Genomic DNA, 14684 nt, shown 5'->3' on the forward strand with positions numbered 1-14684 from the left:
CTTTTTCGAATGCAATGATCAAGCCACATACAAGAGATGAATTCGCGTCAGCTGTGTCGCCGCCCGGGCGGAAGGATCTTGACGGGGCCGCGTCCGCTGGTGAAGGCTTCCGCGAGACGATCGCGCATGCCGACACCAGGGACGGAGTGGTGATGACGGGCCCGGTGCTCGCTGTGGACCAGGGCACCTCGGGAACCAAGGCCCTCGTCGTCTGTCCCGTACGGGGCGTCATGGGCTCCGCCTCCGCCCCCGTACGCCCCCGGTACCTGCCGGGCGGCCGCGTGGAGGTGGACCCCCGCGAGCTGCTGGCTTCGGTCGTCGACGCGGGACGCGCGGCCCTGGCCGCCGCCGGGGAACCGGTCGCCGCGGTGGGCCTGGCCAACCAGGGCGAGACCGTCCTCGCCTGGGACCCGGCGAACGGCGAGCCGCTGACCGAAGCGATCGTCTGGCAGGACCGCCGCGCCGAGCAGCTCTGCACCGAACTGGCGCCGCACGCGGCGTCGTTGCAGGAGCGGACAGGACTTCCCCTCGACCCGTATTTCGCCGCGCCGAAGATGGCCTGGATACGTCGCAACCTCACCCGGCGGGGCGTCGTGACGACCAGCGACGCATGGCTGGTGCACCGGCTCACCGGCGCCTTCGTCACCGACGCGGCGACCGCCGGCCGCACCCAGCTCCTCGACCTCGACACCGTCGACTGGTCGCCCGCAGCCCTGGACGCCTTCGGCCTCACCGGGGAACCGCTGCCGGAAGTCGTCGGCGCGGACACCCGCGTCGGCACCACCACCGCGTTCGGGCCTCCGCTGCCGCTGACCGGGCTGCTCGTCGACCAGCAGGCCGCACTGCTCGCCCAGCGCGTCACCGAACCCGGAACCGCCAAATGCACCTACGGCACCGGGGCGTTCCTCCTCGCGCAGACAGGCCCGCGCCCCCGCCGCAGCACCACCGGGCTCGTCGGCTGCGTCGCCTGGCAGCTCCGCGGCGAGACCAGCTACTGCCTGGACGGCCAGGTCTACACGGCCGCGTCCGCCGTCCGCTGGCTCACCGACCTCGGCGTGATCTCCGGCGCCCAGGACATCGACACCGTGGGCGCGACCGTGCCCGACGCCGGCGGCGTCACCTTCGTCCCCGCGCTCGCCGGCCTCGCCGCCCCCTGGTGGCGCGGCGACCTGCGCGGCTCGGTCACCGGCCTCGGCCTCGACACGACCGCCGGCCACCTCGTGCACGCCCTGTGCGACGGCATAGCCGCACAGGTGGCCGAGCTCGCCGACGCCGTCGCCACCGACCTGGGCGCGCCCCTGTCCACCCTCCGCGTCGACGGCGGACTCACCCGGTCCGCCCTGCTCATGCAGGCGCAGGCCGACCTGCTGCAGATTCCCGTCGAGGTGTCCGCTCTGCCGGACGCCACGGCGCTCGGCGTGGGCGCCGTCGCCCGGCTCGGCCTCGACCCCTCCCTCCGCGTCCACGACGCCGTCCCGGAGTGGAAGCCGTCCGTCGTCTACGAACCGAAGGCCGGCGCCGGGCACGCCGCCGAACGCCGCGCACGGTTCCGCACGGCGGTGGCCGCCCTGCTCGGCGGCGCGGCATGACCGTCACCCGGCACGGCCCGCTGCCCGGCGGCGGAGACCCGTACGACGTGACGGTCGTCGGCGCCGGCGTGGTGGGCTCAGCCATCGCCCGCGAACTGGCCCGGCTGCCCCTGCGCACCGCCCTGATCGACGCGTCCGACGATGTCGGCAACGGCACCTCCAAGGCCAACACCGCCATCCTGCACACCGGTTTCGACGCCGTGCCCGGTTCCCTGAAATCCCGGCTCGTCCGGGAGGGACAGCGCATGCTGGCCTCCTACGCCGCCGAGAGCGGCATCCCGGTCGAGCCGGTCGGGGCCCTGCTCGTGGCCTGGACCGAGGAGCAGCTCGCGGCCCTGCCGGCACTCGCCGACAAGGCGGTGCGCAACGGCTACCGCTCGGCCCGGATCCTCCCGGCCCCCGAGGTGCGCGCCCGTGAACCGGAGCTCGGCCCCGGTGTGCTGGGAGCCCTCCACGTACCGGACGAGTCCCTCATCTGTCCCTGGACGACCACCCTCGCCCACGCGACGCAGGCCGTGCGCGCCGGCGTCCACCTGCACCTCAACTGCCGGGTGCGATCGGTCACTCCGGGTGAACCGCACACCCTCACCACCAACCGGGGCGCGTTGCGCACCCGCCACCTGGTCAACGCGGCGGGCCTGTACGCCGACGAGATCGACCGGTTCCTCGGGCACGCCGACTTCACCGTCACACCCCGCCGCGGCCAGCTCATCGTCTTCGACGAACTCGCCCGCGGCCTCGTACGCCACATCCTGCTGCCGGTGCCGGACGCCCGCGGCAAGGGCGTGCTGGTCACACCGACCGTCTACGGGAACGTCATGCTCGGGCCCACCGCCGAGGACCTGGACGACAAGACGGACACCGGCTCGACCGCCGAAGGACTCGCGCTGCTGAGGGAGAAGGGCCGGCGGATCCTGCCGGCGCTCCTCGACGAGGAGGTCACCGCCGTCTACGCGGGGCTGCGCGCGGCCACCGGCCAGGAGGACTACGCCATCCGCCCGCATCCCGACCAGCGGTACGTGAGCGTCGGCGGCATCCGGTCCACCGGCCTGAGCGCCTCGATGGCGATCGCCGCACACGTCGTCGAGCTGCTCGCCGAAGGCGGCCTGCCCCTCACCGGCGCCCGCGAGCCGGAGCCGGTGCGGATGCCCAACCTCGGCGAGGCGTTCCCCCGCCCGTACCGCGACGCCGCGATGATCGCGGCGGACCCGGAGTACGGCCGGATCGTCTGCCACTGCGAGCGCGTGACCCGCGGCGAGATCCGCGACGCGCTCGCCGCGACCGTACCGCCCGGCTCGCCCGACGGCCTGCGGCGGCGCACCCGCGCCCGGGGCGGCCGCTGCCAGGGCTTCCACTGCGGGGCCGCCGTCCGCGCCCTGTTCGAGGAGGCCCGCCGGTGAACCGTACGGACGCGCGGGGCGACGTACGGGTCGACGTACGGGTCGACGTACTGGTCGTCGGCGCCGGCCCCGCCGGACTGGCCGCGGCCACCCGGCTGGCGCAAGCGGGCGCCGGCCGGGTCGAGGTCCTGGAACGCGAGCAGCACGCGGGCGGCATGCCGCGCCACCTCCACCACGGCGGCTTCGGCCGGCCACCGCGCCCCTGGCTGGACGGGCCCCGGTACGCGCAGCGGTCGGTACGGGCGGCCGTCGCCGCCGGTGCCGCGGTCCGCACCGGCGTCGCCGCCACCGGGTGGGCCGGCCCGCTCTCCCTGGAGACCACGAGCCCGACGGGCCTGGAGAGGATCACGGCCCGGGCCGTCGTCCTCGCCACCGGCGCCCGCGAACGCCCCCGCAGTGCCCGGCTCGTCCCCGGCTCCCGCCCGCAGGGCGTGCTGACCACCGGGGAACTGCTCCGCTCGGTCCACGAGCACGCACTTCCCGTCGGCCGACGGGCCGTCGTGGTGGGCGCCGAGCCCGTGGCCCACCACGCGGCCGCCGTGCTGCGCGGGGCGGGCACGGACGTGGTGGCGATGGTCACGCAAGCCCCGCGCGCCGCCGCCGTGCCGGGAGTCCCGCTGCTCACGCAGACGACCGTCGGCGAACTGCGCGGCCGCGGCCGGCTGACCGGCCTGGCCATCCACCACCGCGACGGCCGCACGGGCCTGCTCACCTGCGACACCGTGGTCTTCACCGGCGACTGGATCCCCGACCACGAACTGGCCCGCCGCGGCGGTGTCCCCCTCGACCCCGGCACCCGAGGCCCCCGCGTGGACGCCTCCTTCCGCACGGCGGCGCCCGGCGTCTTCGCCGTCGGCAACGCCCTCCACGGAATCGAAAGCGCGGCCGCCGCGGCCGAGGAGGGAGCCGCCGCGGCGGCCCCCGTACTCGCCCACCTCACGGGCGCCCCCTGGCCGCAGCCCGGCCCGCCGCTGGAGGTCCGGGCCCCGCTCCTGTGGGTGACCCCGAACCGGATCACGGACACCGCCGGGCGGCCGCTGCTGCTGCGCTCCGGGGAAACCGTCACCGCCCCCCTGGTCACCGCGACCCAGGACGGCCGGCCGCTGTGGCGCCGCCGCTTCCCCGGCCCGGCGACCCCGTCCCGTTCCCTGCGCCTCCCGCCGCACTGGACGGCCCGCGTCGACCGCACCGGCGGCCCGGTGGTGCTGGCCCTCGGCTGACCCGCACAGAGCCGACGGGGCCGGGTTCTGTCTGTTCCTCCGAAGGTCACCTCGACGGGGGATGGGCCGCTGAGCCGGGGGCAGGCGCTCACTGCCGTCACACCCCGCGATTCGGCCCCGCGGGCCGCACGAGAAACCGGAGGTCCCCGGTGTCCAGTACGACCTTCACCCCGGGCGCGCTGCCTGCGGGCCTGATCGCCCTCCCGGGTGTGTACCGGCCACAGGCGGACACCCGGTTCCTCGCCGAGGCACTCGCCCACGAGGACCTGGGCCCCGGCCGGGACGTACTGGAGATCGGTACGGGCACCGGCGCGCTCGCCCTGCACGCCGCGGACCGGGGCGCCCGGGTCACCGCGGTGGACGTCTCCTGGGCCGCCCTGCTCACGGCCCGCCTGAACGCGCTGCGCCGGCGACTGCCCCTGCGCCTCCTGCACGGCGACTTCGCCGCCCGCACCGCCGGGCACCGCTTCGACCTGGTCATCGCGAACCCGCCGTACGTCCCCGCCCCCGGGAACGGGCTGCCCACGCGCGGGCCGGAGCGGGCCTGGGACGCGGGCCCCGACGGCCGCGCCGTCATCGACCGGATCTGCGCGAGGGCCCCGGCGCTGCTGCGGTCCGGCGGCTCCCTGCTCATGGTGCACTCGGGGATGTGCGGACCCGAGGAGACCGTCGACCGGTTGTCCGGGGCGGGCCTGACCGCCGAGGTCACCGCGAGGACGGCAGTGCCGTGGGGCCCGGTCCTGCGGGCACGGCGGGCCTGGCTGGAGCGGCGGGCGCTGGCGGCCCCGCACGAGGAGTGGGAAGAGCTGGTGATCATCCGTGCCGTGTCCGCCTGACAGCGCCACGCCCCCCGCCCGGCGGGTGTCCGTGGATCCGCAGGGGCCCGTCCTGGTCGAGGGCCCGGTCGAGATCGCACTCGACGACGGGACCGTCGTCCGCTCCGACCGGTTCGTGGTCGCGGTGTGCACCTGCCGCCGCAGCCGCACCTACCCGTGGTGCGACACCAGCCACCGACCCCGCGAACGGGCCGCTTCGCCGAACGAGGAGGGGAACCCCTGATGACAGCAGGCAACCGGAACATGACGGCGGCGACGGCGACGGCGACAGGCACGCCGACGGCGACAGCAACGGCGACGGCCACGAAGCCGGCGCCCGCCGCCCCGGCCGCCGGGCCCGGTCTGGTCGAGGCACGCGGCGAGCTGTCCTCCGCCGTGATCCGGGCCCTCCGGTCGGGCGGCCCACCGGCCTACGCCCCCGCATCCGTGCTGCGGGCCGACCCGTGGGGCGAGGACCTGCAGCTCGCCCTCTACCTCCTCTACGAACTCCACTACGCGGGCTTCGACCGGGTCGACGACGAACGGGAATGGGACCCGGACCTGCTGCGGCTCCGGCAGGCCATCGAAGCCCGCTTCCTGCACGTCCTGCGCACCGAGCTGGCCGACGGGCCCCGGACGGTGCAGGACGCCTTCGCCCCGCTGCTCGTCGAGCCCGTGGACCTCTCCGGAAGCCTCAGCCATCAGCTGCAGACCGACGGCGAGCTGTGGCAGCTGCGCGAATACGCGGCCCTGCGCTCCCTCTACCACCTCAAGGAGGCCGACCCGCACGCCTGGGTCATCCCCCGGCTGACCGGCCGCGCCAAGGCCGCGATGGTCGCCATCGAGTACGACGAGTTCGGCGCCGGCCGCGCCGACCGCATCCACGCACGGCTCTTCGCCGATCTGATGGCCGACCTCCGGCTGGATCCCGCCTACGGCCGGTACCTGGACCAGGCGCCGGCCCCTCTGCTCGCCACCGTCAACCTGATGTCCCTCTTCGGCCTGCACCGGGCGCTGCGCGGCGCCCTCGTCGGCCACTTCGCATGCGTCGAGGTCACCTCCTCACCCGGCTCCCGCCGCCTCGCCCGCGCCATGCGGCGCTGCGGGGCGGGGCCCGCCGCCGAACGCTTCTACACCGAGCACGTGGAGGCCGACGCCGTCCACGAACAGGTCGTCCGCCGCGAGGTGATCGGCGGCCTGCTGGCCGACGAACCGGAACTGGAAGCCGACGTCGCCTTCGGCTGCGCGGCCACCGTCCTGGTGGAAGACCGGCTCGCCGACCACATCCGGCGGTCCTGGGACCGGGGCGGCAGCGCACTGCGCACCCCCCTGCCGGACCTGTGACGGACTGAGGGGACGGATGCCACAGCGACGGAGGATGCCACCGCGACGGAGGATGCCACTGCGAGGGAGGATCTCACCGTGACGGAGCTGGACGCCTTCACCGACGTGCTCGACCATCCGATGTACGTGGTCACGGCGGCGGACGGGGACCGGCGGGCCGGCTGCCTGGTGGGCTTCGCCTCGCAGTGCTCCATCGACCCGCCCCGCTTCATGGTGTGGCTCTCCAAGGCCAACCACACCTACACGGTCGCCCGGACGGCCTCCCACCTCGCGGTCCACGCCCTGCGCGACGACCAGAAGGACGTCGCCGAACTCTTCGGCGGCCGGACCGGGGACGACACCGACAAGTTCGCGCACCTCGCATGGCATCGGACGCCGCACGCCCCCGCACCCGTCCTGGACGACGCCGGTGCCTGGTTCGTCGGCCGGATCGAAACGCGCGTCGACGGCGGAGACCACGTCGGATTCCTCCTCGAGCCCGTGGGCGCCGGCCGGCCGGGCCCCGAACGGCCGTCCCTGCTGCTCCTCGGCGACGTCGTGGACCTCACGCCCGGCCACCCGGCCTGACAGGCGCAAAGCCGCCGCCACGCCTCCGCGGATCCGCGCGGCCGGCGCCGCCGCACGCGCGGACGCACCGCCCTCCTTTTGCGGCCCCCACCGACCGCGCCGAGACTGAACCCGCGTGTGATCGGCCAACCGACGAACGGACGATGGGAGAAGACATGTCCGAATACGGGAACGGATTCGCCTGCACAGCCGGTGCGGAGGACTTCACCGCCACGGCCCACCGGGCCGGCAAGGGCGGGCGCCGGGTCACGGTGAAGGGCACGTGCGCGTGCCGGACCCCCGGCTACCGGCTCCAACTGACCCTGGCGTCACCGCCGCTCGTGCCGGTCCCGGAGGAACTCCACCTGGAGCTGACCGAGGTCGCGCCCTCCGGGACCGTCGCCCAGGTCATCACGCCCACGGACGTCGAAGGCGAGTTCGAGATCACCGACGAGGTCGAACGGGTCCTCATCCGCAACCGGAACATCACCGTGCTGCTCAAGGAGGGATGAGTCCGAGCCGCCGGACCTGGGCCCTGCATCGCTGACATTCGGTCAGGCGGGCCGGACCGCCTCGCCTCCCGGGGTACCGAATTCACCCGCACGGGTGAAAATGGTGGCTGGGTGCGGACGTGTGGGGGGCGGCATGCCGGTGTTGCTCGTACGAGAGAACGGCCGGGCGCGCGGCTGGCCGGCCTACCTGGGGGCGGTCGGCCTGGGCGCGGCGGCGCTGGCCCTGGCCACGGTATGGACCAGCGGGCCGTGGGCCACGGGCATCGGCGCCGCCGTCACCACCTTCTCCGGGCTCGTCGCCGAGCGGCTGCAGCCGCAGCGCGGGGCGGCCGCAGGAGCGGACACCGCCCGGAACGGAGCCGACGCACTGCTGCGCACCGCCCGGGGCCGGATCCCCTCACTGCGGCAGGTGGACCGCCCCGAACTGGCCGGCGCCCACCACGCGGACGGGCACCCCGCCGACGGCAGCCGAACGCCGGGCGCGGCCCCCGCGTACATCCGTCGCGACGTCGAACCCCAGCTGCGCGAGGCCCTCGGCCGGGCCGGATTCGTCCTGCTGGTGGGGGAGTCCACCGCCGGCAAGTCCCGGCTCGCGCACGAAGTGGCCCGGGCGCTCTTCCCCCGGCACGCTTTCGTCCGCCCACTGGACAGGGCCGGGCTCCCGCAGGCGCTGCGCGTGGCCGGCGCCCGGCGGCGGTCCGTGCTGTGGCTGGACGACCTGGAGGAGTTCCTCGGCGCGGGCGGACTCACCACCGCCATGCTGGCCGCCCTGTCGACCCCGGTGCCGGGCCGCCGGGTGGTGCTGGCGACCATGCGCACACAGGAGTTCCGGCGCTTCGACGCCCGCGAGGAGAGCCGTCTGACGGGCTCCGACCGCGGCGCCTGGCGCACCCAGCGGGACGTGCTCCGGCAGGCGGAGGTGGTACGGCTGGCCCGGCACTGGTCGGCCGGGGAGCGCCGGCGGGCCGCCGCCCACGCGGAAGACCCGAGGATCGTCGCGGCACTGCGGGCCGGCGAGCGCTTCGGCATCGCGGAAGTCCTCGCGGCCGGACCCGAATTATTGGCGACCTGGCACAACGCCTGGACCCCCGGCGCCAATCCGCGCGGCGCGGCCGTGGTCGCGGCCGCCGTGGACTGCAGGCGGGCCGGCCTGCGCAGCCCGGTGAGCCGCGACCGGCTGCGCGAACTGCACCGGCCCTACCTGGTGGAGCGCGGCGGCGGCGACCTCCAGCCGGAACCCTTCGACGACGCGGTGAACTGGGCCTGCACCGCCGTCTACGCCACCAGCGGCCTGCTCATCGGCAACTACACCCAGGGGTACACGGCCTTCGACTACCTCCTCAACGCCCCTGGCTTGGCACCGGTCCCGGAGCACCTGTGGCAGTCCCTCGTCGCCAGGGTCACGGCCGCCGAGGCCTACGACATGGGCCTGCTGGCCCACCAGGAAGGACGGCCCAGGCGGGCCGCCGAAGCGCTCTCCCGGGCCCGGCTGGGCGCAGTCCCCGGCGCCGACTTCCTGCTCGCCATCACGGTCGGGGACGCCGGCCGACCGCGCCGGGCCGCGGCCGACCTCGCCGGGATCACCCGGCGTCGCGAGGACCGGCTGGGCCCCGGCCACCCCGACACCCTCGCCGCCCGCCACCAGCTGGCCTTCTTCACCGGCGAAGCCGGCAACCCGCACGCCGCGGCCGGGCGGTTCGCCGCCCTGGCCGCGGACGCGGCGTCCGTCCTGGGAGCCGAGCACCCGGACACCCTCGCCGCCCGCCACGAACTGGCCTACTTCACCGGCGAGTCGGGCGCCCCGGCAGAGGCGGCCCGCCAGCTGGCCCGGCTGCTCGCCGACCGGCTGCGGCTACAGGGCCCGGACGATCCCCAGGTCCTGGCCACCCGGCGCAGCCTGATCTGGTACCGGGCCGGCGAACCCGCCCGCACCGAGGCCGACCTGGCCGAGCTGCTCGCTGACGCCGAACGCTGCCTCGGCCCCGACGACCCGCACACCCTCGCCGTCCGCAGCAGCCGCGCCGCCCTCGCGGCCCGGGCGGGCCGCACCGCCGAGGCAACGGCGGCCTGGGAGTCGCTGGTGGCCGACCGTACCCGGGTCATGGGCCCCGACCACCCGCATACGATCTACGCCCGGCTGGAATGGGCCCGCGCCCTGACCTCCTCGGCCCGCCCCGACGAGGCCCGCGCCCTGCTGACCCGGACCCTCGGCGACGCCCGGGCCCTGCTGGAGCCGGGCCACCGCCATCTGCGCCTGGCCCGGGAGCTGCTGGCCGGCCTCCCGCCGCCGGGCCGGCACCCGGCATAGCGCGCGGCCTGCCTCGGGCACTCCGGCGCACGGGGACCGTACGATGATCCCGTGACCCACACCTGCCGGCCGACGAACCGACGCCCCTCGGCGCGCGGTGCCGCCCTGCTGGTGTTGGTGCTGGCGGTGCTGGCCGGGATCCTGGGCATGCACGCCCTGGGGCCGGACCCGGCACGTGCCGCCGTACCGCCGGGCGCCCACCATGCGACGGCCGTGGACCACGGCGCGCCCGCCGTCGAGCCGGCGGGCGCGGACTGCTCGCACCCCGACGGCGGATCGGGCCATTCCGACCACGCGGACGCCACCTGCGCCGCCGCCGGTATCGCCTCGGCGTACACGCCCCCCGCGCTCGTCGAGGCGCTGACCGGCGTGCCCGCGGTGTCCCCGGCGGATGCCGTCGAGCCGCCGGCCGTGGCCGCCGCCCGGGCTCCGCCCGATCTGGCCGAACTACAGCTGCTGCGGATCTAGAGCCGCCCGCACGGCCCGTCCCCCTGGCATCCGCCGGAGGCCGGCCGTGCCAGGTCGCGTCCCTCTCCATCCGTTCTTCCCGCATGCCCGAGAACCGGGCCGCGGATCAAGGAGCAGCACCACCATGACCAGCAAGCGTTCCCTCGTCCGCCGCGCCGCCTTCCGCCGCGCCGCCGCCGTCGTCTCGGCAGGAGCTGCCGCCGTCGTGCTCGCCGCCTGCGGTGGCGGCGACGGTACGAGCGGCCACGACGGCCACGCCACCACGTCGCCCACGGCGTCCCCGTCGGCCCCCGCGTCGGCCCCGGCCCCGTCCGGCCAGGGTCAGCACAACGCGGCCGACGTCGCCTTCGCCAAGGGGATGATCCCCCACCACCGCCAGGCCGTGGAGATGGCCGACCTGGCCCCCTCCCGCGCCCGTTCGGCCGAGGTGAAGAAGCTCGCCGAGGACATCAGGAAGGCACAGGACCCCGAGATCAAGACCCTGTCCGGGTGGCTGACCTCCTGGGGTGAGCAGGTGCCCGCCGAGGGCGCCACGGACCACTCCGCACACGGCACGGCCGGGATGATGACATCGGAGCAGATGGACAAGCTGAAGACCGCCTCGGGTACGGCGTTCGACACGGCCTTCATGGAGCTGATGGTCGAGCACCACGAAGGGGCGGTGGTGATGGCGAAGACGGAGCAGGCGCAGGGCGCCTTCCCCGGCGCCAAGGCGATGGCGGAGGCGATCGTCACCTCCCAGTCCGCCGAGATCGCCCAGATGAACAAGCTCCTGGGCCGGAGCTGACCCGTACAGCCGCCGAACCGGCCGGGGCGCACGACCGCCCCGGCCGGTCCGGCCCGTACGGCGCGGAACCGTTCTCCGAAACCGTCGTGGCGCGAGTCACCGCGGGTGCACATCCCACACCCAGCAAACCAGGTCAGGCGACGCGCTGACCTGATGGGGCGTGCCTCACCAGCCCGGCTGTTTCCGGGACGGCGGGGAGACGTGGGTGGCGTGTGGCCACGGATCGAGCGAACGCGGAATTCATGCCGGAAGCCGGTTGCCGGTCAGCGGCCGGGATCACCGGCGATGGCCAGGATGAGCACCAGGATGATGACGGCGGCGGCGTAGAGGAGCACGGCGAGTTGTTGGCGCCAGCCACGCGGAGCTCGACCACGTACCCGGGAATCCCGTTCTGAGGGAGCCTTCAACGTCGGAAGGCGGCCACTACGCCGCCCCCCGGCGCGGTGGATGCCGGCTGAAGGGCACGGACCGACGACGAGGTCCCGCCACAGCGGGGGCACTTGCACGGGGGTGGCGGCCGGGGTTGGAGAGGATGTCGAACGGGGCGCCTTCCAGGCCCCGTGTGCTCGGCGACCACGTCCGGCCCGAGTCCCGCGATACCCGGATGCTCATCAGGACGCGGGGCTCCATCCCAGTCGGGTTGCCCCGAGGGCCGTTCGCTCTGTGTCAGGAGTGCCCGCCGAATCGTTCAAGGCGGTCGTCCTCGGTCGCTTCGCCATGTCCAGAAGGATCGCGATCAGGACGACGTGCCAGAAAGGCCCAGCGGATTACCCACCTTGGGCAACATCACGGTCGGTTGAGACCTTGAAGCGATCCGTAGTCTTCCTCCGGAGCGTGCCCGATGCCCCGGGTCACGTCGCACGAAGGAGCTACGTTCTCCCGGTCCGTGCGGCCGACGGCGGGCCAGCGGACTCGGATCTCGGCGGGCTTGCTTGCGCGTGCCGGACGCTTCATCGGCCGGTGGGCGGGATGCTGGGGGCATGAACGTGTCCTCTTCTGCCTCTGCCCTGTCCGTTGAGCGAGCACCGACGATCGGGGTGGAGGAGGAGTTCTTCCTTGTCGACCCGCACACCCGCTTCCTTGTTCCTGCCGGACCGGCGGTCGCGGCGCGGGCGGCGGGCGAGGTGGGTGATCTGGTGACGAAGGAGTTCGCTCTGGGCCAGGTTGAGGGACGGACCCCGCCGTGCCGGACGGCTGAGGAGCTGCATGGGGAGCTTGGGCGGGTACGTGGGGCGCTGGTCGCTGCGGCCCGAGCGGAGGGGGCCCGGTTGTGCGCGTCGGGCACCGCGGTCCTGCAGGGGGAAGGGCCTGCGCAGGTGGCTGATCATCCGCGCTACCTGGCCGGGCGTCTGCAGTACCGGGGCATGATGGACGACTTCGCCATCAGCGCGCTGCACGTCCACGTCCATCTTCCCGACCGGGAGCTGGCCGTGTTGACGGGCAATCATCTGCGCCCCTGGCTGCCGCTGCTCATCGCGTTGAGTGCGAACTCGCCGTTCCACCGGGGAGGTGAGACCGGGTACGCCAGTTGGCGCACTGTGATTCGCAGCCGCTTCCCGTGCCTGGGGCCGCCGCCGTACGCGGCGTCGCTGGAGGAGCATGAGCGGCTCGCGGTGGTCATTGCGGATACCGAGGCCATGCTGGATGCCGGTATGCCGTTTTGGGACCTGCGGCCCAACCCGAGGTTGCCCACCCTGGAGATCCGGGCGATGGACGTGCTGCAGGACCTTGACGACACCGTCGCGGTCGCGGTGCTCCTGCGCGCGTTGGTGGTCACCGCGGCCGGCAGTGCGCGGCGTGGTGATCCGGGGCCGGCTTGGGCGGGGGAGGTGCTGCGGGCCGCGTGCTGGCGGGCTGCTCGGGACGGGTGGAGCGGGAATGGCTTTGACGCGTTGACCGGCCGGGTGAGGCCGGTGGCGGACATCGCCGACGATCTTGTGGGTTTGGTGCGGCCGGTACTGGAGGAGTTCGGGGATCTGGATGAGGTGACCGCGCTGTTTCAGCGCCTGGCGACCCGGGGCGACGGGGCGCTGCGGCAGCGGGCCTGGGGTGCCGGCTCGGCCGGCCCCGCGGCAGCGGTGGACCAGCTGGTGCTGGCGACAGGCCGTGGCCTGGCTCTTGAGGGTTGAGGTCAGCGGGCGGCGAGGGTGGTGACCAGGACATCGCGGTGGCCGGGACGGCCGGCGTCCAGCGGGTGGATCGCGGAGACGGCGTGCCAGGTCGCCCGGTCGTCGTTCAGGAGCAGAGTCCCGGGCTCGGTGAGCGTGACGGCCGCAATCTGTGTCTCGTCGTCGTACAGCGTGCTCTGGCCGCCGGTGACGTTTTCCCTGCCGATCAGCAGCGAGGTCACCAGGGTGACTCCGTCCTTGTGTCGGCCTTCGGGGGTGGGCTGGCCCGCGCTGTCCGCCTGCGCGATCACTCTGAAGGGGTGGATCTTGACGGTCCACTCCTCCGCGGCGTCCAGGCCCGCCGCGACCTCGCCGAGCATGCGGATCAGCGCCGTCACAACCGGCTCGGCCCGGAACTCTTCCGTGAGCGGCTCGAAGCGGCGCTCGACGTCGACATAGAGCGGGTTGCTGGCGTGCGGCTGCACGAAGACGTCGTGAGGCATCGTCGTGATCTCACCGGAGCGGGACAGCAGGAACTGCCCGTAGCGGCGCAGGCGGCGCGTGCCGGCCTGGGCGGCGTACGGGTCCACCGCCAGGTCATCCCAGTGCACGGCGAGCCGCTCCCACACTCCGGGGTCGACGCCCAGGCACGTACCGAGTTCGGTCGGCGCCATGAGGTGCCAGGCACGCGATGCCACGGCCGCGCGTGCTTCCTGCGACGGCTGTAGGGCATGACCTCCGGCCCTGTGTTCCCCGTCCGCCGGGCCTGCCGTGCGCCGGCCTGCTCGCGCGATGTCCTCTCCTTCGTCCACGGAGCCCATGGTCGCGCTTTTGAGGGTGCCCTGCACGCTGAGCGGCGCCCGGGTGCCCAGCGCACCGCCGTCGCCTCATCCGCCGCTGTGGGAACAACCCGTGGCCTTGTAGTCCTCCCGGTCGAAGGCCGGCGGTCGGCCACCGGCTCGGCCGCGGTGCTTGCGGCTGCGGACCTGGTCGGCCGGCTCGGCGATGGTGCAGCGGATCCCGCGTCTGCGCAGGTAAGCACGGTTGGGGCTCCTTCTGCCCGGCCCCGTCCCGGCGGGCAGCAGCCGCGTGCTGATGGGCCCGGCCGACCGTGGAGTCGACGTTCACGTCCCGGCCGCATCAGCCCTCGCCTGCAGCAAGGTGAGAATCGGTGGCACGGCCTTCGTGGGCAGGGGCAGGAAGCCCAGCGGATTTGCGGCACGGCGGGGGGCGGGGCGGCTCCGAGGCCCGCCAGGGCCAGGACGCACACCACGGCGACCGAACGGCGGTGATCTGAAGTCTTCGCACGAGCGGTTCGTGCATTGTTTTGCCAGCTCAGAGCCGCGTGAGACAGCGTTTGCCGATGCAGGGGCTGATCGCTTCTCTGGAGCGGAAGGACGGCTGGACGCTGGCGGAGGAGGCCGGACGTGCGGCACCGGACCGGATTCACCGGCTGCTGAACCGGATCGCCTGGGACGCGGACGAGGTCTGGGACGACGCGCGGGGAGTACATGGTTGGGCGTCCCGGCGATCGGGATGCGGTACTGACCGTGGACGACGACACCGGGTTCCTGAAGGCGGGCGTCC

At 74.2% G+C, this 14684-nt stretch carries 13 protein-coding genes and 2 pseudogenes; 13 read left to right on the forward strand and 2 right to left on the reverse strand.

The window, feature by feature from the left end; translation table 11 throughout:
• Positions 1–152 precede the first annotated feature (152 nt).
• The 12 genes from ACZ3X1_RS17770 to ACZ3X1_RS17825 all read left to right on the forward strand — a co-directional run bounded on the left by ACZ3X1_RS17770 (position 153) and on the right by ACZ3X1_RS17825 (position 13118).
• Entirely contained in the window at positions 153–1589 is a 1437-nt protein-coding gene (locus ACZ3X1_RS17770; RefSeq protein WP_467280201.1) for an FGGY family carbohydrate kinase, read from the forward strand.
• Positions 1586–2989 (forward strand): FAD-dependent oxidoreductase, encoded by a 1404-nt coding sequence (locus ACZ3X1_RS17775; RefSeq protein ID WP_467280202.1) that lies wholly within the window; start codon positions 1586–1588, stop codon positions 2987–2989. Before ACZ3X1_RS17770 ends, ACZ3X1_RS17775 begins: the two co-directional genes overlap by 4 nt.
• Positions 2986–4209, forward strand: a complete 1224-nt coding sequence (locus ACZ3X1_RS17780) for an FAD-dependent oxidoreductase (protein WP_467280203.1) — start codon at positions 2986–2988, stop codon at positions 4207–4209. The genes ACZ3X1_RS17775 and ACZ3X1_RS17780 overlap by 4 nt, the downstream gene beginning before the upstream one ends.
• A gap of 149 nt (positions 4210–4358) precedes the next feature.
• Positions 4359–5045 carry a HemK2/MTQ2 family protein methyltransferase gene (locus tag ACZ3X1_RS17785; protein WP_467280204.1) on the forward strand — a complete coding sequence of 229 codons (687 nt, stop codon included), beginning with the start codon at positions 4359–4361 and terminating at the stop codon, positions 5043–5045.
• 31 nt (positions 5046–5076) lie between these two features.
• The gene (locus ACZ3X1_RS17790) at positions 5077–5268 is read left to right on the forward strand and encodes a CDGSH iron-sulfur domain-containing protein (protein WP_362623066.1); all 192 of its coding nucleotides are present in this window, start codon (positions 5077–5079) and stop codon (positions 5266–5268) included.
• Positions 5269–5288: 20 nt separating this feature from the next.
• Positions 5289–6368 (forward strand): iron-containing redox enzyme family protein, encoded by a 1080-nt coding sequence (locus ACZ3X1_RS17795; RefSeq protein ID WP_467280321.1) that lies wholly within the window; start codon positions 5289–5291, stop codon positions 6366–6368.
• Positions 6369–6446: 78 nt separating this feature from the next.
• Complete coding sequence (locus tag ACZ3X1_RS17800) at positions 6447–6935, forward strand: flavin reductase family protein (protein WP_362623063.1); 489 nt, start codon at positions 6447–6449, stop codon at positions 6933–6935.
• Positions 6936–7090: 155 nt separating this feature from the next.
• Positions 7091–7426 (forward strand): hypothetical protein, encoded by a 336-nt coding sequence (locus ACZ3X1_RS17805; RefSeq protein ID WP_356809817.1) that lies wholly within the window; start codon positions 7091–7093, stop codon positions 7424–7426.
• A 133-nt stretch (positions 7427–7559) separates the two neighbouring features.
• Entirely contained in the window at positions 7560–9734 is a 2175-nt protein-coding gene (locus ACZ3X1_RS17810) for a tetratricopeptide repeat protein (protein ID WP_467280206.1), read from the forward strand.
• Between the two features lie 51 nt (positions 9735–9785).
• Positions 9786–10202: a DUF6153 family protein gene (locus tag ACZ3X1_RS17815; RefSeq protein ID WP_390073945.1), complete on the forward strand. Its 417-nt coding sequence runs from the start codon at positions 9786–9788 to the stop codon at positions 10200–10202.
• A gap of 124 nt (positions 10203–10326) precedes the next feature.
• On the forward strand, positions 10327–10989 hold the full coding sequence (locus ACZ3X1_RS17820; RefSeq protein WP_467280207.1) for a DUF305 domain-containing protein: 663 nt from the start codon (positions 10327–10329) through the stop codon (positions 10987–10989).
• 980 nt (positions 10990–11969) lie between these two features.
• On the forward strand, positions 11970–13118 hold the full coding sequence (locus ACZ3X1_RS17825; RefSeq protein WP_467280208.1) for a carboxylate-amine ligase: 1149 nt from the start codon (positions 11970–11972) through the stop codon (positions 13116–13118).
• 2 nt (positions 13119–13120) lie between these two features.
• Here ACZ3X1_RS17825 and ACZ3X1_RS17830 read toward each other — a convergent pair whose 3' ends face one another.
• A complete protein-coding gene (locus tag ACZ3X1_RS17830; RefSeq protein WP_467280209.1) occupies positions 13121–13795 on the reverse strand; it encodes a 2OG-Fe dioxygenase family protein in 675 nt (224 codons plus the stop codon).
• 216 nt (positions 13796–14011) lie between these two features.
• A pseudogene (locus ACZ3X1_RS17835) lies at positions 14012–14185 on the reverse strand (IS5/IS1182 family transposase); the annotation flags it as partial.
• A 205-nt stretch (positions 14186–14390) separates the two neighbouring features.
• On the opposite strand from ACZ3X1_RS17835, the pseudogene ACZ3X1_RS17840 reads away from it, so the two are divergent.
• Positions 14391–14684: pseudogene (locus ACZ3X1_RS17840) on the forward strand (transposase); the annotation flags it as partial.

Source organism: Streptomyces sp. NPDC023541 (assembly GCF_055559995.1).

Coding starts and splice junctions, on each gene's coding strand:
- ACZ3X1_RS17775 (WP_467280202.1), top strand. CDS start 1,586: ATGACCGTCACCCGGCACGGCCCGCTGCCCGGCGGCGGAGACCCGTAC.
- ACZ3X1_RS17795 (WP_467280321.1), top strand. CDS start 5,289: ATGACGGCGGCGACGGCGACGGCGACAGGCACGCCGACGGCGACAGCA.
- ACZ3X1_RS17810 (WP_467280206.1), top strand. CDS start 7,560: ATGCCGGTGTTGCTCGTACGAGAGAACGGCCGGGCGCGCGGCTGGCCG.
- ACZ3X1_RS17825 (WP_467280208.1), top strand. CDS start 11,970: ATGAACGTGTCCTCTTCTGCCTCTGCCCTGTCCGTTGAGCGAGCACCG.
- ACZ3X1_RS17770 (WP_467280201.1), top strand. CDS start 153: ATGACGGGCCCGGTGCTCGCTGTGGACCAGGGCACCTCGGGAACCAAG.
- ACZ3X1_RS17820 (WP_467280207.1), top strand. CDS start 10,327: ATGACCAGCAAGCGTTCCCTCGTCCGCCGCGCCGCCTTCCGCCGCGCC.
- ACZ3X1_RS17805 (WP_356809817.1), top strand. CDS start 7,091: ATGTCCGAATACGGGAACGGATTCGCCTGCACAGCCGGTGCGGAGGAC.